The sequence below is a fragment of the Mycobacterium colombiense genome, assembly GCF_001672755.1.
Taxonomy (GTDB): Bacteria; Actinomycetota; Actinomycetes; order Mycobacteriales; family Mycobacteriaceae; genus Mycobacterium; species Mycobacterium colombiense_C.
Window position 1 is genome coordinate 1 of record NZ_LZKI01000021.1, and the last position, 25,883, is coordinate 25,883.

Annotated in this window: 12 protein-coding genes; 9 read left to right on the forward strand and 3 right to left on the reverse strand. The window is 67.3% G+C overall.

Features of this window, described 5'->3' with window-relative positions; all coding sequences use genetic code 11:
* The 4 genes from A5708_RS02475 to A5708_RS02490 form a co-directional block, all read left to right on the forward strand.
* Positions 1-570: MCE family protein (locus A5708_RS02475; RefSeq protein WP_196772511.1), on the forward strand; the 570-nt coding region annotated here is incomplete at its 5' end.
* 407 nt (positions 571-977) lie between these two features.
* On the forward strand, positions 978-1,916 hold the full coding sequence (locus A5708_RS02480; protein ID WP_065027107.1) for a methionyl-tRNA formyltransferase: 939 nt from the start codon (positions 978-980) through the stop codon (positions 1,914-1,916).
* Positions 1,913-3,499 (forward strand): DHA2 family efflux MFS transporter permease subunit, encoded by a 1,587-nt coding sequence (locus tag A5708_RS02485; RefSeq protein ID WP_065027108.1) that lies wholly within the window; start codon positions 1,913-1,915, stop codon positions 3,497-3,499. Before A5708_RS02480 ends, A5708_RS02485 begins: the two co-directional genes overlap by 4 nt.
* Positions 3,500-3,518: 19 nt before the next feature.
* Positions 3,519-15,566, forward strand: coding sequence for a non-ribosomal peptide synthetase (locus A5708_RS02490; RefSeq protein WP_065027109.1), 12,048 nt, complete (start codon positions 3,519-3,521; stop codon positions 15,564-15,566).
* Positions 15,567-15,576: 10 nt separating this feature from the next.
* Here A5708_RS02490 and A5708_RS02495 read toward each other — a convergent pair whose 3' ends face one another.
* Together A5708_RS02495 and A5708_RS02500 are read right to left on the reverse strand one after the other, a co-directional pair.
* Positions 15,577-16,494, reverse strand: a complete 918-nt coding sequence (locus A5708_RS02495; protein ID WP_065027110.1) for a DMT family transporter — start codon at positions 16,492-16,494, stop codon at positions 15,577-15,579.
* 113 nt (positions 16,495-16,607) lie between these two features.
* A complete protein-coding gene (locus A5708_RS02500; protein WP_065027111.1) occupies positions 16,608-17,501 on the reverse strand; it encodes an oxidoreductase in 894 nt (297 codons plus the stop codon).
* A gap of 185 nt (positions 17,502-17,686) precedes the next feature.
* Between A5708_RS02500 and A5708_RS02505 the strand changes: the two genes are divergently transcribed.
* The 5 genes from A5708_RS02505 to A5708_RS02525 all read left to right on the forward strand — a co-directional run bounded on the left by A5708_RS02505 (position 17,687) and on the right by A5708_RS02525 (position 25,446).
* Positions 17,687-18,679 carry a diacylglycerol/lipid kinase family protein gene (locus A5708_RS02505; RefSeq protein WP_065027112.1) on the forward strand — a complete coding sequence of 331 codons (993 nt, stop codon included), beginning with the start codon at positions 17,687-17,689 and terminating at the stop codon, positions 18,677-18,679.
* A 464-nt stretch (positions 18,680-19,143) separates the two neighbouring features.
* A complete protein-coding gene (locus tag A5708_RS02510) occupies positions 19,144-22,395 on the forward strand; it encodes a thioester reductase domain-containing protein (protein ID WP_065027113.1) in 3,252 nt (1,083 codons plus the stop codon).
* A gap of 134 nt (positions 22,396-22,529) precedes the next feature.
* Positions 22,530-23,438, forward strand: coding sequence for a metal-dependent hydrolase (locus A5708_RS02515; RefSeq protein WP_065027116.1), 909 nt, complete (start codon positions 22,530-22,532; stop codon positions 23,436-23,438).
* A 2-nt stretch (positions 23,439-23,440) separates the two neighbouring features.
* Positions 23,441-24,361 (forward strand): alpha/beta fold hydrolase, encoded by a 921-nt coding sequence (locus tag A5708_RS02520; RefSeq protein WP_065027114.1) that lies wholly within the window; start codon positions 23,441-23,443, stop codon positions 24,359-24,361.
* A gap of 2 nt (positions 24,362-24,363) precedes the next feature.
* A complete protein-coding gene (locus A5708_RS02525) occupies positions 24,364-25,446 on the forward strand; it encodes a PDR/VanB family oxidoreductase (protein ID WP_065027115.1) in 1,083 nt (360 codons plus the stop codon).
* 59 nt (positions 25,447-25,505) lie between these two features.
* Here the strand turns inward: A5708_RS02525 and A5708_RS02530 are convergent.
* Positions 25,506-25,883 (reverse strand): HNH endonuclease signature motif containing protein (locus A5708_RS02530; protein ID WP_196772512.1); only part of this gene is annotated, 378 nt, incomplete at its 5' end.

Sequence of the window (25,883 nt, forward strand, 5' to 3'; positions counted from 1 at the left end):
CAGCGGGATCTGGATCGGGCGTTGTTGGCGGCGGCCGGGTTCGGTAATACCGGCGCGGAGTTGTTCAACAAGGGTGGGCCGTATCTGGCGCGCGGCGCCGCCGACCTGGTGCCGACAGCGCAGCTGCTGGACACCTACAGCCCGGAAATCTATTGCTTGATGCGCAGCGAACACGATGCGTTGCCCGCCACCGGCGCGGCGGAGGGCGGGTTCAACGGCTACTCGTTGAACATGGACACCGAGGTGCTCTCCGGGCTGGGTCTGATCGCCAACCCGGTGTCCGCGGTCCCCGTCATCGCGTCGCTGGTGGGCGGCATCGCCGGCGTCGTCGGCGGCGCGCCCAACCCCTATATCTATCCCGAGAACCTGCCCCGGGTGAACGCGCGCGGCGGCCCGGGTGGCGCCCCGGGGTGCTGGCAGAAGATCACCCGCGACCTGTGGCCGGCGCCCGAGCTGATCATGGACACCGGCAACAGCATCGCGCCGTACAACCACCTGGACACCGGATCGCCGTATGCGATCGAGTACGTCTGGGGCCGCCAGGTCGGCGACAACACCATCAACCCGTAACACGGGCTTCTGGCCCGAATCCGCGCCCCCCGCGGCTCGCCACACCAATGTTCGGCGAACGCCATAATGCGGGTTGCGCCGGCATTCCAATTCCGGTGCAGTATTTGCGGGGCACCGACGGGATTAACACTCTTTCGGATCGCGCCGCCCACTCTATCTGCGGGTTCTGACTACGCTACCCGGCTTGATAAGCCGGACAACAGGTTTGAAAAACCACCACGCTTTGCGTCATGCATTTCGCCATTAGCGATGGACCGCGTTCCGCGGAGGCGCCCATTCGGCAGGTATACGCCCGAGTGGAGTACTTAGGTAAGGCTAACGTAAGCTGACGGCCGTGTGGGCGCCGTTGCCTCGATCAAGGGCGCGGCCAGTGGTCGGTCGGGTGATGAGTGAGAAGGGTTTCGCGCATGCGCATCGTGTTCTTCGGATTCCAGACCTGGGGCTACGCGACCCTGAAAGCGCTCACCGAGATGGACCACGAAGTCGCCCTGGCCGTCACGCACCCCTCGAGTGAGGAGTCGTACAAGGCGATCTGGTCGGCGCCGGTCGAAGACCTCGCCCGTGACCACGGCATCCCCGTGCACATCGCCGAGACGGTGGACGCCGAGACCATCGACCTGGTGAAGCGCGCCGAACCCGATGTCATCGTCGTCAACAGCTGGTACTACCGGATGCCGGCGGAGCTCTATAACCTCCCGCCGCACGGAACGCTGAACTTTCACGATTCGCTGTTGCCGCGCTTCACCGGGTTCTCCCCGGTGCTGTGGGCGTTGATCAGCGGCGAGCCCGAGTTCGGCTTGACCGTGCATCGCATGGACGACGGTCTGGACACCGGGGACATCCTCGTTCAGCGTTCTGTTCCGATCGGCCCCACCGATACCGGCACCGAATTGGTGCTGCGAGGCATGGATCTGATTCCGGCGGTGCTGGCCGAAGCGCTGGGTGCGCTGGAGTCCGGCACCGCGGTCTGGCGGCCGCAGAACAAGACCGAGCGGACGTACTTCCACAAACGTTCGGAGCGCGACAGTTTGATCGACTGGAGCTGGTCGGCCGAGGACCTCGAGCGTTTTGTGCGCGCATTGTCCGACCCCTATCCCCGCGCGTTCACGTTCTACCGTGGCGAGCGGATCGAGGTCCTCGAGGCGCGTGTCTCCGACGCCGGCTACGGCGGCACGCCGGGCCGGGTGATCGCCCAGGAGGAGGGCGGCGCCGTGGTGTGCGGGGCCGATGCGCATCGGGGTCGCAACCGCGGCCTGGTGGTCACCCGTCTGCGTTCCGCCGATGGCGTGGAGTGCAGCGGGGAAAAGTTCTTTTTGCGTGGGGGCTACCTGACCAGTCGACCATGAGAAGTTGCCTTCTTGGTAACGCCATGAACAACGCATCTTCCGCGACCTCAGCGTCGGTGATTCCCGCTGTGTCCGTTGGGCAATCGGTTGTCAGCGCGCCCGGGTACCCGGACAAGATAGACACCAGGCTGCTCTGGATCGGCGCGGTATGCGGTCTGGCCGGCATGATGGGGCACCTGGACGGCACCGCGGTTGCCGTCGCTCAACGGACCTTTGCCGCCGAATTCGGATCCACACAGGCCGTCGTCTCGTGGACGATGGCCGGCTACATGCTGGCGTTTGCCGCCGTGGTCCCGGTAACCGGTTGGGCGGCAGACAGATTCGGCACGAAGCGGCTCTTCACGGGCGGTGTCTTGGTGTTCACGCTGGCATCACTGCTGTGCGCGATAGCCCCGAATATGTTTCTGCTCATCGTCTTTCGGGTTCTACAGGGCTGCGGCGGTGGCATCATGACCCCGCTGAGCTTCGTGATCTTGACCCGCGAGTCGGGCCCCAAGCGGCTCGGCCGCTTGGTTGCGATTGGAGCAGTTCCATTCCTGCTCGGCCCCGTCGGCGGGCCGATCCTGGGCGGGTGGTTGATCGACAGCTACGGCTGGAAGTGGATATTCCTGATCAACCTGCCGATCGGGCTGGGAGTCCTCGCCGTTGCGGCGGTGATGTTTCCGAAGGATCGTCCCGCGCCGTCGGAGACGCTCGACGTGACCGGCATGTTGCTGCTGTCACCGGGCATGGCGATCTTGCTGGCCGGGCTGTCCTCCATCCCTGGGCGTCGCGCGATAACCGATCACCATGTCCTGATTCCCTCGCTGATCGGCCTGGCATTGATCGTCGCCTTCGTTGTTCACGCCTGGCGTCGGGCCGACGACCCGCTCATCGACCTGCGATTGTTCAAGAACCGAACGGTCAGACAGGCCAACGTGACGTTGCTGATCTTCGCGGCCACTTATGTCGGAGTTCTGTTACTGGTCCCAAGCTATTTCCAGGTCGCGCTGCACCAGACGCCGATGCAGGCGGGGATGCATTTGATAACGATGGGGATCGGCATCGTGTTGACCACGCCGTTCGCCGGCGCATTCATGGACCGGTACGGACCGAGCACAATCGTCCTGATCGCGTTCCCGCTCATGGCGGCAGGCCTGAGCGTCTTCACCATCGGCGTCGCCCGGCAAACGGGTTATTCGCCGACGCTGCTGGTCGGCCTGATGTTGGTCGGGATGGGCGTGGGCTGCGCCGCGACGCCGCTTTCTGCCGCGTGCGTGCTGCCGTTGGCGCCGCATCAGATCGCTCGGGGCACGACGCTGCGCAGTGTCAACAATCAGTTGGGCGGCGCCTTCGGAGCCGCGTTGGTGACGGTGCTGTTGACGAATCAGTTCAATCACGAAGACGCGGCGCCGTCGGCAATCCCGCCGCAGACGAGCAACATCGCGAACACCGCGTCTCATCACCTCGTGCACGCCTACACCGTGGTCTTCGTCGCGGCCGCCGCACTGGCGGTGGGCGCGATCGTCGCGGCGGCGTTTCTGCCGACGAGGTCTGCCCGGCTCGACGATGCCAACGTTGCGGGCGCAGAGTCGCTCGCCTAACCAGAAAGTCCGCCATCATATGCTCAATTACGGTACGCAACCAGACCTGCTGGGACCGTTGACCGTTGCGCAACGCGCGTTATGGGCCGCCCAAGAACTCCGGCCGGAAGTGCCGTTCAACTTCGCCGGGTTCCTCGCGATCGATCACGATGTCGACACCGAAAGGCTCATGGCCGCATGTGAATCGGCGGCCACCCGATTCGGCTCGCCGTGTGCGCGGGTAGCGCTCGTGGACGGCGAGCCGGTTTTCGTGCTCGATCACTCGCTTCCGCAGACCCTGAACACTCTCGATCTGCGTGCCGAGCCCGACCCGGTCGGCGCCGCCCGCGCCTGGATGGACGAAGATTACCGACGGCCGGTCGATCTGGTAAGCGATCGGCTCACCAATTTCATGCTGCTGCGGATCGCCGATGGCCTGTGCTACTTCTACCTGCGCACGCACCACGTCTTGCTGGACGGGTACGGCACCAACAATTTCATCCGGCACATCGCCGACGTCTATTCCGGCGGGGCCGCCGCAACCGGCGAGGTGGACTTCTCGGGCTTTGGCGTCATCAGCGATGCGGACCTGAAATATCAGCAGTCGTCGCGCAGCGCAGCCGATGCCGAGTACTGGAAGAGCGTCGTCCGCGAACCGCTGGAAATCGTCGACCTGGCGGGCACCCAGCGGTCGGTGCCACCGCGCCATCAGCTGGTGCGCGAGCTGGAGTGCACACAACGGTTGGCTGAGAACCACCAGTTCGACGTTGCCAGGGTGGTCGCGACCATGGCCGTGTTCATCGCGAAAACTACTGGACGCCAGACTATTTCGTTGTCACTGCCGGTATCGGCGCGCACCAGCGCGGCCCTGAAGAACTGTGCGGGCATGGTGTCCAACATGGTGCCTCTGGTCGTTCGCGTCGAAGACACCGACACGATCGGCGCCCTGACCGGCCGTGTCGGCACGGCCCTGGTTGGCGCGCTGCGCCACCAGCAGTTCCGGGGCTTCCCGGACATCATCGGCGACGGGGCCCGGCTCGACACCAACGTCGAGTTCGGGCCGGTGATCAACGTCCTCGGCTTCGCGGCCCCCATCTACTTCGGGCCCTCGCTGGCGACGTGCAACATCTTGACCAATTTCCCGATCCAGGACATCGCCGTCAACATCTATCCGCAACTGGATGACGGCGCGCCGCAGGTTCACTTCGGATGGAATCCCGAGCGCTACAGCGACGACGAAATCACAAGGCACATAACACGTCTGGAGTCGATCTTCGACCGTCTTCTGGTGGCAGACCCGTCGACCGCGCTGTGCGAGGTGTCGGCCATCGATCGCGGTGAGCGTGATCTGGTCACCTCGGTGTGGTCTGGCGCAGGTGCGACCGCACCCGTGGGCGTGGCGCCGGGGTTGTTGGCCGCGGCCGTGGCGGCCGATCCCGACGCGATGGCAGTCGTCGACGGCACCCGAGGGCTGTCGTATCGCGAGCTCGATGACTCCTCGACGCGGCTGGCCCGGGCGCTGATCGAAGCCGGGGTAGGGCCCGAGTCCGCCGTGGGCGTGGCGATGGATCGCTGCCTCGAACTGGTCGTGGCGTGGTGGGCGGTGCTCAAGGCGGGCGGATCCTATGTGCCGCTTGATCCGGCGCATCCGGCCGAGCGGATCAAGACGGTGCTGGACACGGTCGCTGCGGTCTGTGTGCTGACCCGCGGCGCCCACACCCCGTCCGGGGGCCGCCCGGTGTTGGCCGTCGACGGTCTCGACGTGTCCGGGCGGTCCGCCGAACCGATCACCGACGCCGACCGATTGGCCCCGTTGCGGGCCAACAACACCGCCCACGTGATCTTCACATCCGGATCCACCGGCGTGCCAAAGGGTGTGGCGGTCAGCCACGCCGGTCTGCTCGGGGTGGCCGCGCACCGCACGGCGTTCGGCCTGACCGCCGGCGAGCGCTTGCTGATGGTCGCGTCGCCGACTTTCGATGTGTCCGTCGGCGAACTGCTGCTGGCGGTGGGGGCGACGGCGACTTTGGTGGTGGCACCACCGGAAGCGTCCGCCGGCGAACCGTTGACCGCGTTGCTGCACGAACAGGGGATCAGCGCGGCGGTGCTCACCCCGACGGTGCTCGCGTCGCTGGACCGCAGCCGCCTGACCGGCGTGCGCACCCTGATCGCCACCGGGGAGGCCTGCCCGGCGGAGCTGGCCACCGCATGGGCGCCGGGCCGGCAGATGTTCAACGCCTACGGCCCCACCGAGGCCACCATCTGGGCCACCTGTAGCGCCCCGCTGGCACCGGGACGCCCGCCCGGCATCGGCGCCCCCATTCCAGGGGTGCGGGCCCTGGTGCTCGACGCGCAGTTGAACCCGGCTCCCGTCGGCGTGGTCGGCGAGCTCTATCTGAGCGGACCTGCGCTGGCGCACGGCTACCTGGGCCGCGCCGACCTGACCGCGGAACGCTTCGTCGCCAACCCATTTGGCGGCGCCGGAACCCGGATGTACCGCACCGGCGACAGGGTGTGCTGGGGCCCGGACGGCCGGCTGCGCTACCTCGGACGCGCCGACGGACAGGTCAAAATCCGCGGCCACCGCATCGAACTCGGCGAGGTGCAGGCCGCCCTGGCCGCACTGGACGGGGTGACGGCGGCGGTGGTGATCGCCCGCGAGGACCCCCCCGCCGCCCTGCGTCTGGTCGGGTACATCACCGGCGGGGCCGACCCCGCCCAGGTCCGCACCCGGCTCGGGGAACGGCTGCCCGCCTATCTGGTCCCGGCCGCGATCGTGGCGATCGACGCGCTGCCGCTGACGCGCAACGGCAAGCTCGACATCAGCGGTCTGCCGGCACCCGAATATTCTGCCGCGACCTACCGGGCCCCGGCCGACGCGGTCGAGGAGCTCTTGGCAGGCATCTACGCCGAGGTTCTGGGGTTGTCGCGGGTCGGGATCGACGACTCGTTCTTCGACCTGGGCGGCGACAGCATCATGTCTATGCAGGTGGTAGCCCGCGCGCGTGCCGCAGGCGTAATGTGCCGCCCGCGTGACATTTTCGTCGAGCAGACGGTGGCCCGGCTGGCCCGGGTGGTCACGGTCGCGACCGGCGATGACCACGCGGCCGACGCGGGTGTCGGTGAGGTGGTCGCGACCCCGATCATGCGGTGGCTGAACAGTATTGACGGCCCGGTCGATCAGTTCAACCAGACCATGCTGGTGCAGGCGCCCGCCGGGGTGTGCGAGGCCGACGTGGTGGCGGTGCTGCAGGCCCTGCTGGATCGGCATGCCATGTTGCGGCTGCGCGTCGACGACGACGGTGCGGCGGGATGGTCGCTCTCGGTGCCCGACGCGGGCGCGGTGGACGCCGGCGGGTGTGTGCGAACGGTGCAGGAGTTGTCCGACGAGGCGCTCATCGCCGCTCGGTCGCGGCTGAACCCGGGTGCCGGGGCGATGCTCAGTGCGCTCTGGATCGCTTCGACGAGACAACTGGTGTTGATCGTTCATCATCTGGCCGTCGATGGCGTCTCGTGGCGAATCCTGTTGGAAGACTTGAATATCGCTTGGGCTCAGCACCGCGGCGGGCAGCCGGTGTCGTTGCCCCCGGGCGGCACCTCGTTCGCCCGGTGGTCGTCGCTGCTCGATGAGCACGCGCGCCGTCCCGAGGTGGTGGCTCAGGCCGACGCGTGGCGACGGGTATCGGCTGCTCCCGCAGCGTTGCCCGCCGTGCAAAGCGTCGATACCCACGCCAACGCGGGCCACTCTTCGGCGCAGCTGGATGTGGAGACGACCCGCACGCTGCTCGGCGCCGTTCCCGCGGCGTTTCACGCTGGGGTACAAGACATTTTGTTGATCGCTTTCGGGCTTGCCATCGCGCAGCTTTCGGGCAGCGGCCAGACGCCGATCGGCATCGATGTGGAAGGCCATGGGCGCCACGACGAGCTGAGCGCGAACGTCGACCTGTCGCGAACGGTGGGCTGGTTCACCGCCAAATACCCGGTGGCACTCGACGTCGCCGGCCTGGACTGGGCGAAGGTCGTAGCCGGTGATGCCGCACTGGGGGCAGTGATCAAGCGCGCCAAAGAACAGCTGCGCGCCCTGCCCGACGGGATCACCTATGGGCTGCTGCGCTACCTGAATCCCGTTGTCGAAGTGGGTGATCACGACCCGACGGTCATGTTCAATTACCTGGGGCGGCTGGGCGGCGCGACCGGGCTCTCCGATGAGGTGTGGCAACCAAGCCTCGACAGTCTGTCGGCGACCGCGGCCGCGACCGCGGTGCCGATGCCGTTGACCCACACCCTGGCTCTCGACGCCGGCACCATCGACGGTGAGGCCGGCCCCCGGCTGCACGCCAACTGGTCATGGGCGACCACTGCGCTGGATCATCCCCAGGTAAACCGGTTGAGCGAGTTGTGGTTTGAGGCGATCGCCGGTATTTGCGCGCACGTGCTCCGGGGTGGGGGCGGCCTGAGTCCGTCGGATGTGGCCCCCGCGCGTCTTACCCAGCAGCAGATCGACGACCTCGAGCAGCACGAGCGCGTCGCCGATGTCTTGCCGCTGACCCCGCTGCAGCAGGGGCTGCTCTTCCATGCCGCGGCAACGCAGGCCGACGGCGTCGACCTGTACGCCATTCAGCTGGCAATCGACGTCGCAGGCCCGATCGATCCGCACCGGCTGCACGAGGCAGTGCGTTCCGTGGCCCGCCGCCACCCCAACCTGGCCGTCCGCTTCTGCCCGGACATCGACCCACCCGTGCAGATCATCCCCGCCGATCCCGTGATCCCTTGGCGCTACCTCGATTTCGGCACCGATCAGGCCGACGTCGAGGAGCGGGTGCACCGGATGTGCGCCGCCGAACGCGCCGCCGTCTGCGATCTGGCCGGCCCGCCGCATTTTCGGGCGGCGCTGATCCGCACCGCCAAGGACCATCACCGGTTGGTGCTCACCAACCACCACGTCGTGCTCGACGGCTCATCCCTGCCAATCCTGTTGCAGGAAGTCTTTGCCGCCTACAACGGCCAGCGACTTCCCGCCCCGGTGCCGTACCGCAGGTTCGTCACCTGGCTGACCGGTCGCGACCACGATTCCGCGCATGCGGCATGGCGAAAAATGTTGGCCGGCTTCGAGACCCCCACGCTGGTGGGCTCCCCGCACCGGCAAAGGCCGGGACGGCAGGGCTTGGAGTCGCGCAGGCTCTCCGAGGCGGTCACCCGGGCGCTGCAGCAACTGGCTCGCGGGCAGCGCACCACCATCAACACCGTGCTGCGGGCCGGCTGGGCGCAGCTGCTGATGTCGCTGACCGGGCAGCGCGACGTCGTCTTCGGGGCCGCGGTCTCGGGCCGCTCGGCCGACCTGCCCGGGGCCGAATCGATGGTCGGCCTGTTGATCAACACGGTGCCGGTGCGGGCGCAGGTGACAGCGGCGACCACCATCGCCGACCTGCTCGGTCAGCTGCGCAACGCCTACCAGCAGACGCTGGATCACGAACACCTGGCACTGACCGAGATTCACCGCATCACCGGCCACGACCAGCTGTTCGACACCCTGTTCGTCTACGAGAACTACCCCCTGGGCGCCGCCGCCTCGATGGAGCTCGGCGAGCTCGCCATCACCGGGCTCACCAGTCGCGAATCCACTCATTATCCACTGACCCTGCAGGCCACACCGGGCCCCGAACTGGCGCTGGGAATCGAGTACGACTCCGATGTGTTCGATGCGGAAAGCGTTGCGGCTCTCGCAGATCGGCTGGAGCGGATTCTGCTGGCGATGACGGCCGATCCGTCGCGGCGGGTGTCGTCGGTGGATCTGCTCGCCGCGGCCGAGCACGAGCGCCTCGATGAGTTCGGTAATCGGGCGGTGCTCAGCCACCGGGTGATCGGGCCTTCCATTCCGGAGTTGTTCGCCGCGCAGGTGATTCGTACGCCGGAGGCGGTGGCGTTGAGTTGTGGTCAGAGTTCGTGGACGTATCACCAGGTCGACCTGGCTTCTCAGCGCCTGGCGCAGTTATTGATCGACCACGGCGCGGGCGCCGGGCAGTGCGTGGCGGTGATGTTCGGAAGGTCGGCGGAGGCCATCGTCGCGATCTTGGCCGTGCTCAAGTCGGGGGCGGCGTATCTGCCGATCGATCCCGCGGTACCCGATGCGCGGATCGAGTTCGTACTCGGTGATGCCGCGCCGATCGCGGTGGTGACGACGGGGGAGTTGGCCTCGCGCTTCGACGGGCGCGGGCTGACCGTGATCGATGTCGACGTGCCGGTCGACGTGCAGCTCAGCATCGCGCCACCATCGGCGCCCGCCGCCGAAAACGTCGCCCACATCATCTACACCTCGGGCACGACCGGTGTCCCCAAAGGCGTTGCCGTCACTCACCACAACGTCACCCAACTAATGGAGGGACTGGATGCGGGCCTGACCGCGCCGGGACCGGTCAAGGTGTCGACGCAGTGGCATTCCTACGCATTCGACGCCTCGGTCCGTGAGATCTGGGGTGCGTTGCTGCACGGCGGGCGGCTGGTGGTGGTACCCGAGGCGGTAGCGGGATCACCAGAAGAGTTGCGCGCGCTGTTGATCGGCGAGCAGGTCAGCGTGTTGAGCCAGACTCCCTCCGCGCTGGCGGCGTTGTCGCTCGAGGGTCTGGACTCGGCGGCGTTGATCGTCGGTGGCGAGCCCTGCCCGGCCGAATTGGTGGACCGGTGGGCGCCGGGCCGGGTGATGACGAATGCCTACGGCCCCACCGAAACCACCGTCGATGTGACGATCAGCGCCCCGCTCGAGGCCGGCTCCGCCGCGGTGCCCATCGGCGCACCGGTTGCCGGTGCGGCGTTGTTCGTGCTCGACAGGTGGCTACGGCCGGTGCCGCCCGGCGTGGTCGGCGAGTTGTATGTGGCCGGGCGCGGCGTGGGGGTCGGATACCTGCGCCGGGCGTCGTTGACCGCGTCGCGATTCGTGGCATGCCCGTTCGCGGGGCCCGGAGCCCCGGGCGCCCGCATGTATCGCACCGGTGATCTGGTGCGGTGGCGCGCAGATGGGCAGCTGCTCTATGTGGGGCGTGCCGACGAGCAGGTCAAGGTCCGCGGCTATCGCATCGAGCTTGGCGAAATCCGCACTGCGCTGGCCGGTTTGGCCGGCGTGGACAGCGCAGCCGTCGTCGTCCGTGAGGACAGTCCCGGCGATAAGCGTCTCGTGGGGTATGTCACCGGCACCGCGGACCCGGCCGTCGCGCGCGCCGAACTTGCCAAGCAGCTGCCGGCATACCTGGTTCCGGCCGCGGTCGTGGCGATCGATGCGCTGCCGTTGACGGTCAACGGCAAGCTGGACACCCGCGCGTTGCCGGCGCCGGAATATCGCGACTCCACGTACCGCGCGCCGGCCAACGCCCTCGAGGAAGTCCTGGCCTGTGTCTACGCCGACGTCCTGGGACTGGACCGCGTCGGCGTCGATGACTCCTTCTTCGACCTGGGTGGGGATTCGCTGACCGCGATGCGCCTGATCGCCGCCGTCAACAAATCCCTGAACACCCGCCTGGGCGTGCGCACCCTCTTTGACGCGCCGTCCGTCGCCGACTTGGCGCCGCGGGTCCGGACGGACGGCGGCGGACGGGAGCCGTTGGTGGCCGCCGAGCGGCCCGCGGTCATCCCCTTGTCATTCGGTCAGAGTCGGCTGTGGTTCCTCGACCAATTCCACGGCGCTTCACCGGTTTACAACATGGCGGTGGCGTTGGGGCTGAGTGGGCGGCTCGATGTCGACTCTTTGAGCGCGGCGCTGGCGGACGTAGTGGCCCGCCATGAATCGCTGCGCACCGTTTTTCCGCACAGTGACGGCGTGCCGTACCAGGAGGTGGTGGCGGCCGAGAGCGCGGACTTCGGGTGGGAGGTGGTCGATGCCGCCGCGTGGTCACCCGCCCGACTGGACGAGGCCGTCGGTGCCGCAGCGCGTCACACGTTCGAGCTGGAAACCCACATTCCGTTGTTCGCAAAGCTTTTCCGCGTCACAGAGGACGAGCACGTCCTGGTCGCGACCGTCCACCACATCGCGGCCGACGGCTGGTCGGTGACCCCGCTGGTGAGCGATTTGGGGGCCGCCTATGCCGCCCGGTGCGCGGGCCGGGCGCCCGGGTGGGCGGCATTGCCCGTGCAATACGCCGATTACACGCTGTGGCAGCGCGCCCAGTTCGGCGATCTCGAGGACAGCGGCAGTCCCATCGGAATCGAGCTGGCCTATTGGCAGGAGACGCTTGCGGGGATGCCCGAACGGTTGCAGCTGCCCACCGACCGGCCCTATCCCTCGGTTGCCGACTACCGCGGAGCGAGCGTGGCCGTGGAATGGCCGGCGGAATTGCAACACCGGGTCCGCGCGGTGGCTCGTCGGCACAATGCCACCAGCTTCATGGTCATCCAGGCGGCCCTCGCCGTCCTGCTCTCCAAAATCACTGCGACCAATGATATTTCGGTGGGATTTGCCGTCGCCGGCCGTAGCGACACCGCCCTCGACCAGCTGGTGGGCTTTTTCGTCAACACCTTGATCCTGCGTGTTGACGTAAACGGAGACGCCACCGTCGGCGAGCTTTTGACCCAGGTTCGCGCCCGCAGCCTGGAGGCTCTCGAACACCAGGATGTGCCCTTCGAGCTGCTGGTGGAGCGGCTCAACCCGATCCGGTCCCTGAGCCACCACCCGCTGGTCCAGGTGTCGATGACGTGGCAGAACTTGCGTGAGCACGCTAACGATCCGGCCGCGGGCCTGGACCTGGGTGACCTACGGATCATCCAGTTGCCCCTTGAGACCCGCACCGCCCGCATGGATCTGACATTTTCGCTCGGCGAACGCTTCACCGAGGACGGCGAGCTCGCCGGCATCGGCGGCGCGGTGGAATTCCGCACCGACCTGTTCGACGCGGAAAGTGTTGAGACGCTGGTGAACCGGTTGGAGCGGGTGTTGGTGGCGATGACGTCCGATCCGTCGGGGCGGCTGTTCTCGGTGGACGCGCTCGATGCCGCGGAGCGGGCCCGGCTGGACGCGTTGGGCAATCGGGCGGTGTTGAGTGCGCCGGCGGAGGGGGTGTCGGTTCCGGAGTTGTTCGCCGCGCAGGTGGCTCGCACCCCGGACGCGGTGGCCGTCAGTTGCGCCGGCGTCTCGATGACGTATCGGGAGTTGGACGAGGCTTCTAACCGATTGGCGCACTTACTGATCGGTCACGGCGCGCGTCGTAGTGAGTGCGTGGCGGTGTTGTTCGAGCGCTCCGCGCAGGCGATCGTGGGGATCTTGGGGGTGCTCAAGTCGGGCGCGGCGTATTTGCCGATGGACCCGGCGGTCCCCGACGCCCGCATCGAGTTCATGATCGGTGATGCCAGGCCGGTGGCGGCGGTGACCACGGCGGGGTTGGCCGATCGATTCGCCGGGTCCGGGGTGCGGGTCATCGATGTGAACGACGCCGCGGTACAGGCCCAGCCGTACTGCGGGTTGCCGATGCCGGAGGCCGGGGACATCGCTCACGTCATTTACACCTCGGGCACCACGGGGGTGCCCAAGGGGGTGGCGACCACGCATCAGAACGTGACGCAGTGGGTGGGGTCGTTGCACGTGGGGCTCCCGTCGGGACCGGGCCAGGTGTGGTCGCAGTGGTATTCGTATGCCTTCGATGCCTCCGTGGAGGAGATCTGGGGTGCCTTGTTGCACGGGTCGCGGTTGGTGATCGTGCCCGAGTCGGTAGCCGCGCTGCCAGAAGACCTGCAGGCCTTGCTGATTGACGAGCAGGTGACGGTGTTGCACCAGACTCCCTCGGCGGTCTCGGCGCTGTCGCCACAGGTGCTGGTGTCGTCGGCGCTGGTGGTTGCCGCCGAGGCGTGTTCGGCCGAACTGCTGGAGCGGTGGGCGCCGGGTCGGGTGATGACCAATGCCTACGGGCCTACCGAGACCACGATGTGTGTGGCGGTCAGTCGACCCTTGAGCGCCGGGACGGGCACACCGCCGATCGGTGCGCCGGTGCCCGGGGCGGCGTTTTTCGTCCTCGATCCATGGTTGCGGCCCGTGCCGGTGGGCACCGTCGGTGAGCTGTACGTCGCCGGGCGCGGGCTCGGTGCCGGTTACCTGCGCCGGGGCGGGTTAACCGCATCGCGGTTTGTCGCCTGCCCGTTCGGCGGAACCGGACAGCGGATGTATCGCACCGGCGATCTGGTGCGCTGGGGCCCCGATGGACAGTTGCAGTACCTCGGCCGCATCGACGAGCAGGTCAAGATCCGCGGCTACCGCATCGAGCTCGGCGAAATCCAGGCAGCGCTAAGCGGTTTGGATGCGGTGGATCAGGCCGTGGTGATCGTGCGTGAGGATCGTCCCGGTGACAAGCGTCTGGTGGGTTATGTCACCGAGTCGACACCGGGGGCGCTGGATGTGGTTACCGCGCGGGCCCAGCTGCGAGAAGGGTTGCCGCCCTATATGGTTCCGGCCGCCCTTGTGATAATTGATGCGTTGCCGCTGACGGTCAACGGCAAGCTGGACACCCGCGCCCTGCCGGCACCGACCTACCGTGAGGCTGACTACCGCGCCCCGGGCAACGACATCGAACACCTGCTCGCCGACACCTACGCGGAGGTCCTGGGCCTGGACCTCGTCGGGATCGATGACTCCTTCTTCGACCTCGGCGGCGACTCCCTGTCCGCCATGCGCCTGGTCGCCACCCTCAACAAAACCCTGCACACCCACCTGACCGTGCGCACCCTCTTCAACTCCCCGACGGTCGCCGGCCTGAGCCGGCAGGTGGACGAGCACGCCGACGATCCGCGATTCGTGTTCGTGCACGGCCCCGAGGCCACCGAGGTGCATGCCGGTGATTTGAAGCTGGACAAGTTCATCGATGCCGCGACGCTGGCCGGTGCGTCGTCGTTGCCGGGGCCCGGCGCCGAGGTGCGGACGGTTTTGTTGACCGGCGCAACCGGCTTCCTCGGGCGGTATCTGGTGCTGCAGTGGCTCGAGCGGCTGGAACTGGCCGACGGGAAGCTGGTCTGCCTGGTGCGGGCGGCCTCCGACGACGAGGCCCGCGCACGCCTGGAGAAGACCTTCGACAGCGGCGACCCGCAGCTGCTGCGATATTTCCAGGAGCTGGCCGCCGATCATCTCGAGGTCATCGCCGGCGACAAGGCCGAGCCGAACCTGGGCCTCGACGAACAAACCTGGCAGCGGCTGGCCGAGTCCGTCGATCTGATCGTGGATCCCGCCGCCGTGGTCAACGGTGCGCTGCCCTACAGCGAGTTATTCGCGCCCAACGTGGTGGGCACCGCCGAGCTGATCCGGTTGGCTCTCACCACCAAACTCAAGCTTTTCACCTACGTGTCGACGGCCAACGTGGGCGATCAGATCGCGCCTGCGGCGTTCACCGAGGACGCCGACATCCGGGTCATCAGCCCCAGCCGGCGCAACGACGGCAGCCGCGTCAACGGCTATGGCAACAGCAAGTGGGCCGGTGAGGTGTTGCTCCGGGAGGCCAACGATTTGTGCGGGCTGCCGGTCGCGGTGTTCCGCAGCGGAATGATCTTGGCGGGCACCACTTATGTGGGCCAGCTCAATCTGTCAGACATGGTCACCCGGATGGTGCTCAGTGTGGTGGCCACCGGTGTCGCGCCGCGCTCGTTCTATCGGCTTGACGCCCAGGGAGATCGGCAGCGCGCGCACTACGACGGTCTGCCCGTGGAGTTCGTCGCCGAGGCGATCGCCACGTTGGGCGCTCAGGTTGTCGAGGGGTTCCAGACCTATCACGTGATGAATCAGCACGACGACGGTATCGGGCTCGACGAGTACGTCGACTGGCTGATCGAGGCCGGCTATCCCATCGAGCGCATCGATGACTTCGGCGGGTGGCTGCGCCGGTTTGAAGCGGGGCTGCGTGCCCTGCCGGATCGGCTGCGCGAGCATTCGATTCTGGGGGTGCTGCTGTCGACGAATTCGCTGCAATTACAGCCGGCGGAGCCGACCTCCGATTACGTCGTGTCGACCGATCGGTTCCGTGCCGCGGTGCAAGACGCGAAAGTGGGCCCCGACAACGACATTCCGCACGTCTCGCCGACCGTAATCGTCCAATACGCCACGGGCTTGCAACTACTCGGCCTGCTGTAGCGCCGGCCGCTCAGGCTTGGGAGGCGGCCGTCGGCCTCGCGCTGGCTTTCACGTCACGCCCCGCCCCGGCCGACATGGAGGCCGCCTCGCCGCGAGCCAACCCGACCGTCGCAACGATCACCACGACGAGCGTCACCGCGAGCACGAACCACTCCCAGCCGCCGGCTTCCAAGGTCTCGGCGAGCACGAGGATGCCGAGGATCCCACCCACCACGGGCTTCGCCACGATGATCGTCGGCAGCGAAGCGGTGAGCGCGCCGGCTCGATAGGCCGATTGGTGATAGATCATTCCGGCGGCCCCGCAGAACACCAGCGCGTACAGCTCGAAGGTTTGCCACACGTGGCCGGGCTGGTGTTCCAGGATGTCGACGACGCCCTTCATCAGGACCGCGAACACTGCCAGCAAGGTGCCCGCCACCGCCGCCAGCAGCAGCGCCGCGACCGGGCGATCCGACCAGATACGCGCGCCCAGCAAACCCAGCAGCAACAGCGGGCCGATCACCACGGCCACCACGATCCACGTGTGTAGCGGCGCCCGCTGTTGGCCGCCGGTCGGGTCGCCGACCGCGATGAGCACGGCCAGCGCCACCGCCAGCACGAGCGCCCAGCTCCACTCCCGCCGGGTGATGGGGTTACCGGTCATCCGCGTGTAGATCGGCAGGGCGAACAGTAGCGCCGTCACCTGCAACGACATCACCAGCAACACCGAGCCCTTGTCCAGCGCGGCGGCCAGCAGCACATAGCTGCCGATGTCGCCCAAACCGCCCAGCCACCAACGCTTGTCGCGCAGCAGCATGCCGAACAACGTCAGGTGGCCCACCCGCTTGTCGGTGACCTCCTGTGCGGAACGTTGCCGGACCACGTTGCCGATCGCGGACGCCAGCGCAGCGCACAGGGCGAGAATGGCCGCCAGATGCGTGTCCGACATGGCATTACCTCCTCGCTGGGTGCGGTTGCGCTACCCGTCCAATCTAGCCGCGCCCCGGGCGGTGGGCGCGGCACAGGGTTGCCCGGGCCGACGGGCACGGCGGCCGGAACGCCTCAGAGCGGGAATTTCGTCCCGGTGAGCCGCTCGGACAGCTCCCAGAGGGCGGTGGCGGTGCCGGCGCGCTTTGCCGGCCAGTTGCGCCACGTCGGCTGGGTGCGGCCGTACAGTCCGAATCGTGGGCCGACGAAGGTGTCGCCCGGCAAATCCTGCGACACCGCGTACAACGTCTGACGGGCGCCGAAGTCGGCGTCGGTGGACACGATCCGGTCGACCGCCAGGACCGCCGCGTCGCCCAGCTTGCGACCGGAGTTTCCCTGCAGGTTGGTGTGCGACCAGCCGGGGTGGGCGGCCAGCGCGCGCAGCGATGTGGAGACGCCGTCCAAGCGGCGCTGCAGCTCCTTGGTGAACAGCAGGTTGGCCAGCTTCGACTGGCTGTAGGCCAGCCAGGCCGAATACGGCCGGGACTGAAAGTTGAGGTCTTTGAGGCTGATGTAGCCGAAGTGGTGCATCAGCGAGGACACCGTCACCACGCGGTCGGTCAGCTTGGGCAACAGCAGGTTGGTCAACGCGAAGTGGCCGAGATGGTTGGTGCCGGTCTGGCCCTCGAAGCCGTCGACGGTGACCGCGTGCTTGGTGGCCATGATGCCGGCGTTGTTGATCAAGACGTCGACCGATTCGATGTCCTCGGCAAAGCGCCGCACCGAGGACAGGTCCTGCAGGTCGAGCTGGCGCACCTCGGCTGTCCCGGCCGTCTTCGTGGTTGCCGACCCGGTCATGCGCGCGGCGGCGGCCCGGCCCTTGTCGGTGTTGCGGACGGCCAGGATGACGTGGCCGCCGACCCGAACCAACTCGCGGGCGGTGATCTCGCCCAGTCCGGCGTTGGCCCCGGTGATGATGACGGTTCGTCCGGCGAATGAGGGCAGCTCCGCTGCGGTCCAATCGGGCATGGCAAACACCCTAACTTCGCAATTGCGACGGGGGGCCTCGGCCCGCGGCGCCGTGTGGCTGGGTGCGGGAGCGTTACTGGTCCACCGGTACGCACGGGTATCGTGCCTGGGATGACCAGCGAAATCCCACCTGAACGGTTGCCTCACGGGCGGAATTTTGTCGGGTACGCATCGGGGATCTTCGGATGTATCTAGGCGTCATCGTCAATCCGAAAGCGCGGAAGAATCGCGCCGCTTCCGCCGACCGCATCGCCGAACTGCGTCGCATCGTCGGCTCCCGCGGCGAGGTGCACGAGACCAACTCGATCGAGGAGCTTCGCGACGCCATCCGGCAACTCGCGCCACGGGTCACCCATCTGGTGGGCGACGGCGGCGACGGAGCACTGCACTGGTTGATCAACGAGATCGAGCGTTGCATCAGCGATCCGCAACGCTGGCCCACGTTCGTCCCGACCAATGGCGGCAGCGTCAACGCCGTCGCACGCAAGGCCCGGGTGCGCGGGCGGCCCGAAGCGATCATCCGTGCGCTGACGGCCGCCGCCGAGGCGGACCAACCACCACCCGACGTGAGCCTGGACACGTTGGTGCTCGACGGCGAAACCGCCGACGGCGCGGCGTTCCACCGGCTCTGCTTCGGGCTGGCGGCCGGCGGCGTCGGAAACCGGTTCTACGACCGGTATTACGATTCACCCGATCACGGTCGGCTGGCCGTCGCCCGGGTGATCGGCCGCAGCTTCGGCGACTACATCACCTCCAAGGTCGCCCCCGGCCGCGTGAAGACGCCGAATTACGCCGCCATCCTGTTCACTCCCACGCGAGCGCGCGTGGTGATCGACGGCGACGAGGTCCCCTCGCGCACGCACAGCCTGCTGCACGCCGGCGCGATCGACCTGCGCATCGGTGGCCCGTTTCGGTTGTTCCCCAAGGCTTCCGAGCCCGGTGCGCTGCATTTTCAGGCCGGAAACCTGCGACCGTCCAAGATTGTGGCGCAGCTCCCGACGGCCCTGACCAACGGCATGCTGCGCGGCGAGGGGCTACGCGATGTCATCGGCCACGAGATGATCATCGAAGCCGAGGACGAGCCGCTGTCGCCCATCATCGATGGCGAGCGCTTTCTCGGCATCGTGAAATTGGTGGCCCGCGCGGGCCCGCGCATCCGTATCGCCCAGCCCACGTAGCCGGCCACGGTCGGCGCTCGGCGCGGATCGCCGCGGCATGCTGCCGATTCGGCGGCCGACGGCTTGCCGGCCCGCCCCAACCCCGCCGGAAATTCACTTTTTTGGCTTTGCAATTACGTCAATAGGTGTGACGAAGATAAAAGTCTTGTTTTGGGCTGGCCATCCGCTCGGCGGTGAATGGTGAATGCGTGAATTCGTACATACGTAATTCAGTATCTCATGGCAGAGGGCGGCCGTAATGCCTGGTCACTTACCACTGAGATACTGAAGTACGCATGCGCGTAGATCAGCATCCGCGCAATTAATTTTGTCTTCTAAGTTTATCCTGTGAATGTAGTGTGCGACCGCCGTTAATGACGCTCGAGGCTTTGCTCGGAGCGGGTGCGCAGCGCTACATTGGATTTATATTTACGACGGAAGTTATTCGCGGGCTATGCCTACCTGGAAGGGGGATCACTCCTACGATGGAGACGCTGATCGATTACCTGCAGATGTGGGAAGCGCAGAGGCCGGACCAGACCCTTTTCCGGTTTGTCGACGCCGACGGCCGCGAACTCGAGCACTACACCTACCAGGCCTTCGCCGAACGCACCCGCGAGCTGGCCGCCTACCTGTCCCGGGAGGCCGGCCTCAAGTCAGGCGATCGCGCGCTGCTGGTTTACCCGCCCGGTCTGGAGATGATCGCGGCGCTGTATGCGTGTGCGCGCATCGGGGTGATCGCCGTTCCGGTCAGCCCGCCCTTGCCGATGTCCTTCGATTCCGGGCTGGCCAAGCTCAGCTTCATCGCCCGCGATTGCCAAGCCGTGGCCGTGTTGTCGACGAAGCAGTTCGAGTACGACTTCCGCCAGTTGCTGGGCCAGCGTGACGGCGGGCAGGTCTGGACGGGCGGGTCCGACGCCGGCCTCCCGGACCTGCCGTGGTACGCGACCGACGGCGCACAGGACTTCGGCGGCGCGCCCGTCGCGGACACTCCCGGCGACGTGCTTTTCCTGCAGTACACGTCGGGCTCCACCAGCGACCCCAAGGGTGTGATCGTCACCCACGCCAACGTCATCGCCAACGGGTTCGCCTTCACCGGCGACGTGGTGCTGGCCTCGTGGCTGCCGCAGCACCACGACATGGGGCTGATCTCGGCCTACATGTTCATCGTGCTGCTGGGCGGGTCGACGCACGCGATGTCGCCCCTGGACTTCCTCGCCCAGCCGTCGTCGTGGCTTCGGCTGATCAGCGACGTGCGCGCCACCCACACGCCGGGACCCAACTTCGCGCTCGAATACTGCCTGCGCGAGGACAAGCTGCCCGACTCCGAATTGGCCGGCGTCGACCTGAGCAGCCTCGAATGCATCGTAGTGGGGGCAGAGCCGTTGCGCGCCAACACCTTTGCTCACTTCCGGGAGCGGTTCGCCGAATACGGTCTGCGGCCCGAGGCGCTCACCGGTGCCTACGGCATGGCCGAATCCACCCTGATCGTATCGATCCGCGGACGCCAGACCATCGCGGTGAACAAGCGTGGGCTGGAGCGCAACGTGGCTCGCGTCGAAAAGGCGCTGCCGGAGAACAGCAATCAGGTCCCGTTGGTCAGCTGCGGTAAGCCCATCGAGGGAACACTGGTTCGCATCGTCGACCCGGAATCGCGGCAGGCGCTGCCCGATGGGCGGGTCGGCGAGATCTGGCTGGCCGGACCCTCCAAGGGCGCCGGCTACTGGAACCGTCCGGAACTCACCGCGGAGATGTTCGGCGCCCGCGTCGCAGGCGATGACGAGCACACCTATCTGCGGACCGGCGATCTGGGCTTTCTCTACGAGGGCGAGCTGTTCGTCTGTGGCCGCAGCAAGGACCTGATCATCGTCCGCGGCGTCAACTGCTACCCCTCCGACATCGAAGCCGTCGTCGAGCGCACCACCGTGCACGTGCGTAGCGGCTGCGTCGCCGCCTTCTCGGTCGAGCACGACGAGTCCGAAGCACTGATCGTCGTGGCCGAGGTGCGCGACGAGCGCAACCTTCCGGACGCCAAGGCGATGGCGCGTGCGATCCGCCGGCACTGCCACATCGACCCGCACGCGATCGTCTTCGCGCCGCCGCGCAGCATTCCCAAGACCACGTCGGGGAAGATCCGGCGCGCATCGACCCGTCAACTGTGGCTAAACGATAAGCTGCCCGCCTTCACGAGCTGGATCAACCAGTCGGCCAACCGGACTCGCGATGGCCTGGCCGGCGGTCCGCTGGAGCGTTTCCGCAACCTGATCGAGAGCTACGACCTCACCGGCGACGAGGACTGCTCGTTCGCCGACCTCGGCATCGACTCGCTGGCGCTGGCCGAACTCCGCACCGACCTGCAGGCGCTGCTGGAGGAGAACGGCGCGGGCGCGCTGGCCGAAGAGGTCAACACCCGCCTGCTGCAGCGGCTGACGGTGTCCGAATTCTTCGGGCTGATAAGCCAATTCGGCGAGGGGTCCGGTAAACCACTCGACGCCCTGCGCCAGGCGCTGGATCAGATCTCCGCCGAGTACGAGGCCAACGAGGCCGCCCAGATGCGCGCTGATGCGGCACTGCCGCTGCCAGAACTGGCACCCGCGCGCCCGGGTGAGCCCACCGACCTCCTGCTCACCGGGGCGACCGGATTCCTCGGGCCGTTCCTGATGAGCAGCCTGCTGACGCGCACCTCCTACACGGTGCACGCACTGGTGCGCGCCACGGACGCCGCGCACGGCCTGGACCGCATCGTCGCCTCGCTGCGCCGCGCCCAGTTGTGGACGCCGGCGCTGGAAGCCGATGTTCGCGCGCGGGTCCGCATCATCTGCGGCGATCTTGCCGAGCCCGCGCTGGGCATCGGCGAGGCGGCCTTCCAGCAGTTGGCGCAGGACGTCGATGCCGTCGTGCACAACGGCGCCCTGGTCAACTACGTCCGCACCTACGACGCCCTGCGGCCCGCCAACGTCGAGGGCACCCGCGAGCTGTTGCGTCTGGCGATGACCAACCACCGCAAGGCTTTCCACCTCGTCTCCAGCACGTTCATCTACGGCTGGAGCACCGAGCCGGTGGTCGGGGAGTGGGACGCCAACGAAAAGATGGCCGGCCTGGACTTCGGCTACTCGCAGACCAAGTGGGTCGGCGAGCAGCTGGCACTGGCCGCGCAGCGTAAGGGACTCGACGTGCGCATCTACCGGCCCTCGCTGATCTCGCCGACCCGCGCGGGCTTCGGCAGCCAGGACGACATCCTGGTGCGCCTGACGGCGTTCATGATCGAGCACGGCGTGGCCGTCAACGCGCTCAACCAGATCAGCCTGCTGCCGGCGGACTTGATCGCGGACCACATCGTCACGCTGATGGGCCTGCCGGACGAGTCGGGCAGCGTCTTCAACATGACCGCGGACGACTACTACAACCTCACCGACGTCACCAGGATCCTGTCCGAGCGGTACGGGTATCGCTTTGACTACCACGACATCCCGTCGTTCACCGAGCAGCTGAACCGCCGCTGCACGCCGAACGACCAGATGTACCCGCTGGTCGACTTCCTCACCCGGTCGGCGGACAAGATCGCGGCGATGCGCGACAAGCGCTACGACAACACGCAGTACCGCCACCGGCGGGGCCTGACCAAGGTCCGCCTGCGCGAGCCGGCCCTGACCGAAACGGTCGACCATCTGGTCCGGTTCTTGCGCAGCGAGCGTTTGATCACCGAGGTGGAGGACGAGGCGCAGCGCAGCGCCTAGCCGCAAGACGGACGAGGCGATCGCAAGCGCGGCGAAGCCGGGCGCGGCGGGTCGCCGCAAGACGGACGAGGCGATCGCAAGCGCGGCGAAGCCGGGCGCGGCGGGTCGCCGCAAGACGGAAAGGGGTGGCGACGATGTTCACCGTCGATGACAAGGCAACCGGCCCGCACGACGCTTCGCTCGACCACGAGCGGATCGTCCTGCAGGCGCGCGACGTCGACTTCGACTGGTCGACGCTGCCGTTCTACTACGTGCCCAACGAGCCCTTCACCACCCACTTCTGCAACGTGCTGCACCTGCTGCTGCCGGCGGGTGAGGAGTTCATCGTCGACGCCTTCAAGGACACCCTGCCGCTGATCAAAGACGATCAACTGCGGCGCGATGTGCAGGGATTCATCAGCCAGGAGGCCATGCATTCCCAGGCGCACGCGGGGGTGCTCGGACACTTCGCGGTCAAAGACATCGACGTGACGCCGTTCACCGACCAAATGCGTTGGCTGTTCACCCAACTCATCGGCGACCGGCCGCGGTGGAGTCCGCGGCGGCGCCAAAGCTGGTTGCTCGAACGGGTATCGATGGTGGCCGCACTCGAGCATTACACCGCCATCCTGGGCGAATGGATTCTCGACACCCCGCAGCACGACGCCATGGGCACCGACCCGGTGATGCTGGACCTGTTGCGCTGGCACGGCGCCGAGGAAGTCGAGCACAAAGCGGTCGCCTTCGACACCATGAAGCACTTGCGCGCGGGGTATTGGCGGCAGGTGCGCACCCAGTTGCTGATCACACCGGCGCTGCTGTGGTTGTTCGTCCGCGGCGTGCGGTTCATGTACTCCGTCGATCCCTACCTGCCGCCCGGCACCAAGCCGCGCTGGCGGGACTACTTCCGCGCTGCACGCCGGGGTTTGGTGCCCGGGCCATTCCAGTTCCTGCGGGTCATCGGCGCCTACTACACCCCGAGTTTCCATCCCTCCCAACTGGGCGGGGTGGGGCGCGCGGTCGACTACCTGGCCCGCTCACCCGCCGCCCGCGCGTCGCACTGACGATGACGACCGAAGTGGCTTCAACCACGGTCGCCGCCTCCGATGGCGTTCGACTGGCGGTGCACACCTACACCGACATCGATCCCGGGCGGCCCACCATCCTGGCCATCCACGGCTACCCGGACAACCACCACGTGTGGGACGGGGTGGCCACGACATTGGGTCGCCGATTCAACGTCGTGGCCTACGACGTGCGTGGCGCCGGCGAATCCTCAACGCCGGCAGACCGTTCGGGGTATCGGCTCCCACAGCTGGTCGCCGACGTCGGCACGGTGATCGAGCGCCTGGGCGTGGAGAACGTGCACCTGCTGGCCCATGACTGGGGGTCGATCCAGGCCTGGGCGGCGGTCACCGACGACGCGGTGATGGGCAAGATCTCCTCGTTCACCTCGGTCTCCGGGCCCCACCTGAATTACGCGGGCAAGTTCTTGCGGTCAGCGCGCACGCCGCGGGCGCTTTTGGACGTGGTTAAGCAGATCCTGGCCTCGTCCTATATCTGGTTTTTCCTGTGCCCGCGCGTTCCGGAGCTGGCGATCCGGTCCCGGGCGACGGCGAAAGTCTTTGAGGCGGTTGAGCGCATCGGTGGATCGGGCGGGCGCGGTGCGGCGTACCGCTCTGCCGACGACTACCTCAATGGGCTGAATCTGTACCGCGCCAACATGCCCGCACCGATCCTGTCACCGCCTGCGCAATTGCCGCGGACCACCGTTCCGGTGCAGGTGCTGGTCGCGCGCCAGGATCATTTCGTATCGCCTGCCCTGCAACGGTTTACCGGGTCAATCCCGGCGGGCAGCAGGGTCGTCCTGATCGAGGGCGGCCATTGGGTGATCACTGCGTACCCCGACGTCATCGCCCGGCTCACCGGAGAGTGGGTCGACCTGATCGCCCAGTCCACCGACCGTCGCGGCCTCGGCCAGATGTGAGGATGATTGTGACACAGACTATCTGGGATGACATTCCGGCCGACTTGTACGGCCGCCGCAAACGTGACCGGATGTACACCGCGTTGTACGGAGTCGGTGCGCTGTTCGGCGGCCTGGCCTCGGCGTCGCGGTGGACGTCCTCGCGGGTGCAGTCCGTGCGGCGCACCACCACCGCGGTCGTCACCAACCGCGAACTGCTGGCGCCCGATGTGGTCGCGTTGACGCTGGCCGACCCGGCCGGGGGATTGCTGCCGTCCTGGACCCCCGGCGCGCATATCGACGTTCGGCTGCCATCGGGTCGCCGCCGGCAGTACTCGCTGTGTGGTTCGCCCGGCCGGCGCACCGACTACCGCATCGCGGTGCGCCGCATCGCCGCGGGCGGCGGTGGCTCGATCGAAATGCATGACACCTTCGAGGTGGGCGACAAGTTCGAGTTCGAAGGGCCGCGCAACGCGTTCTATCTCGTCACCGATGAGCGCGAGGTGTTGTTCGTGATCGGCGGCATCGGGGTGACACCGATCCTGCCCATGATCCAGACGGCCCAGCAGCGCGGAATCAATTGGCGCGCCGTCTATGCCGGTCGCGGCCGGGAGTACATGCCGCTGCTCGGCGAGGTGGTGGCGGTGGACCCGGACCGGGTCACCGTGTGGGCCGACGACGAGCGCGGCCGATTCCCCACCGCGGCCGATTTGCTTGCCGACGCCGGCTCCGCTACGGCCGTCTACGTGTGTGGCCCCACCGCCATGCTGGAATCGGTGCGCACCGCGCGTAACGAACACGCCGATGCGCCGCTGCATTACGAACGTTTCGGCCCTCCGCCGGTGGTCGACGGGGTTCCGTTCGAGCTGGAGCTGGCCCGCTCGCAGCGGGTGCTCAGCGTGCCGGGGAACCGGTCGGCGCTCGACGTCATGTTCGACCGCGATTCGACCACCGCGTACTCCTGCCAGCAGGGGTTCTGCGGCACCTGCAAGGTGAAAGTGCTTGGCGGGCAGGTCGATCGCCGCGGACGTACCGCGGAGGGTGATGACGAAATGCTGGTCTGCGTTTCCCGCGCGAAATCCGGGCGCGTGGTGATCGACGCCTGAGCGACGCCTGCGTTCGGCTGTGCGCGTCGGGGACGAATTCCTGTGTCCCGGTGACCGGCTTAGTTGGTTGTCGGTGGTGGTTGGGGTTGGAAGGGTTCGTACCACCACCACTGGGCGCGCTCGCCGGTGGGCCCGGAGCACGGTGCGACTGCGGGTGGGGGGCTGGTCGGCACCCGGGCCAGCGATCCGGGGTGTAGTTCGTGCCCGGCGCAGTCGGTCACGACGAGGTGGCCGGCCGGTCCGGTGATGGTGATGGCACCTCGATGATGCTGGCGATGGTGGTAGGGGCACACCAACACCAGGTTGGCCAACTCGGTCAGACCGCCGTCTTCCCAGTGCTGGAGGTGATGGGCGTGCAGTCCGCGGGTGGCGCCACAGCCCGGAACCGCGCACGTGCGGTCGCGATGCTCCAGCGCGCGGCGAAGCCGCCGGTTGAT

Excerpts from the sequence above, each read along its gene's own strand:
- A5708_RS02480 (WP_065027107.1), top strand. The coding sequence starts at position 978 with ATGCGCATCGTGTTCTTCGGATTCCAGACCTGGGGCTACGCGACCCTG.
- A5708_RS02485 (WP_065027108.1), top strand. The coding sequence starts at position 1,913 with ATGAGAAGTTGCCTTCTTGGTAACGCCATGAACAACGCATCTTCCGCG.
- A5708_RS02490 (WP_065027109.1), top strand. The coding sequence starts at position 3,519 with ATGCTCAATTACGGTACGCAACCAGACCTGCTGGGACCGTTGACCGTT.
- A5708_RS02495 (WP_065027110.1), bottom strand. The coding sequence starts at position 16,494 with ATGTCGGACACGCATCTGGCGGCCATTCTCGCCCTGTGCGCTGCGCTG.
- A5708_RS02500 (WP_065027111.1), bottom strand. The coding sequence starts at position 17,501 with ATGCCCGATTGGACCGCAGCGGAGCTGCCCTCATTCGCCGGACGAACC.
- A5708_RS02505 (WP_065027112.1), top strand. The coding sequence starts at position 17,687 with ATGTATCTAGGCGTCATCGTCAATCCGAAAGCGCGGAAGAATCGCGCC.
- A5708_RS02510 (WP_065027113.1), top strand. The coding sequence starts at position 19,144 with ATGGAGACGCTGATCGATTACCTGCAGATGTGGGAAGCGCAGAGGCCG.
- A5708_RS02515 (WP_065027116.1), top strand. The coding sequence starts at position 22,530 with ATGTTCACCGTCGATGACAAGGCAACCGGCCCGCACGACGCTTCGCTC.
- A5708_RS02520 (WP_065027114.1), top strand. The coding sequence starts at position 23,441 with ATGACGACCGAAGTGGCTTCAACCACGGTCGCCGCCTCCGATGGCGTT.
- A5708_RS02525 (WP_065027115.1), top strand. The coding sequence starts at position 24,364 with ATGATTGTGACACAGACTATCTGGGATGACATTCCGGCCGACTTGTAC.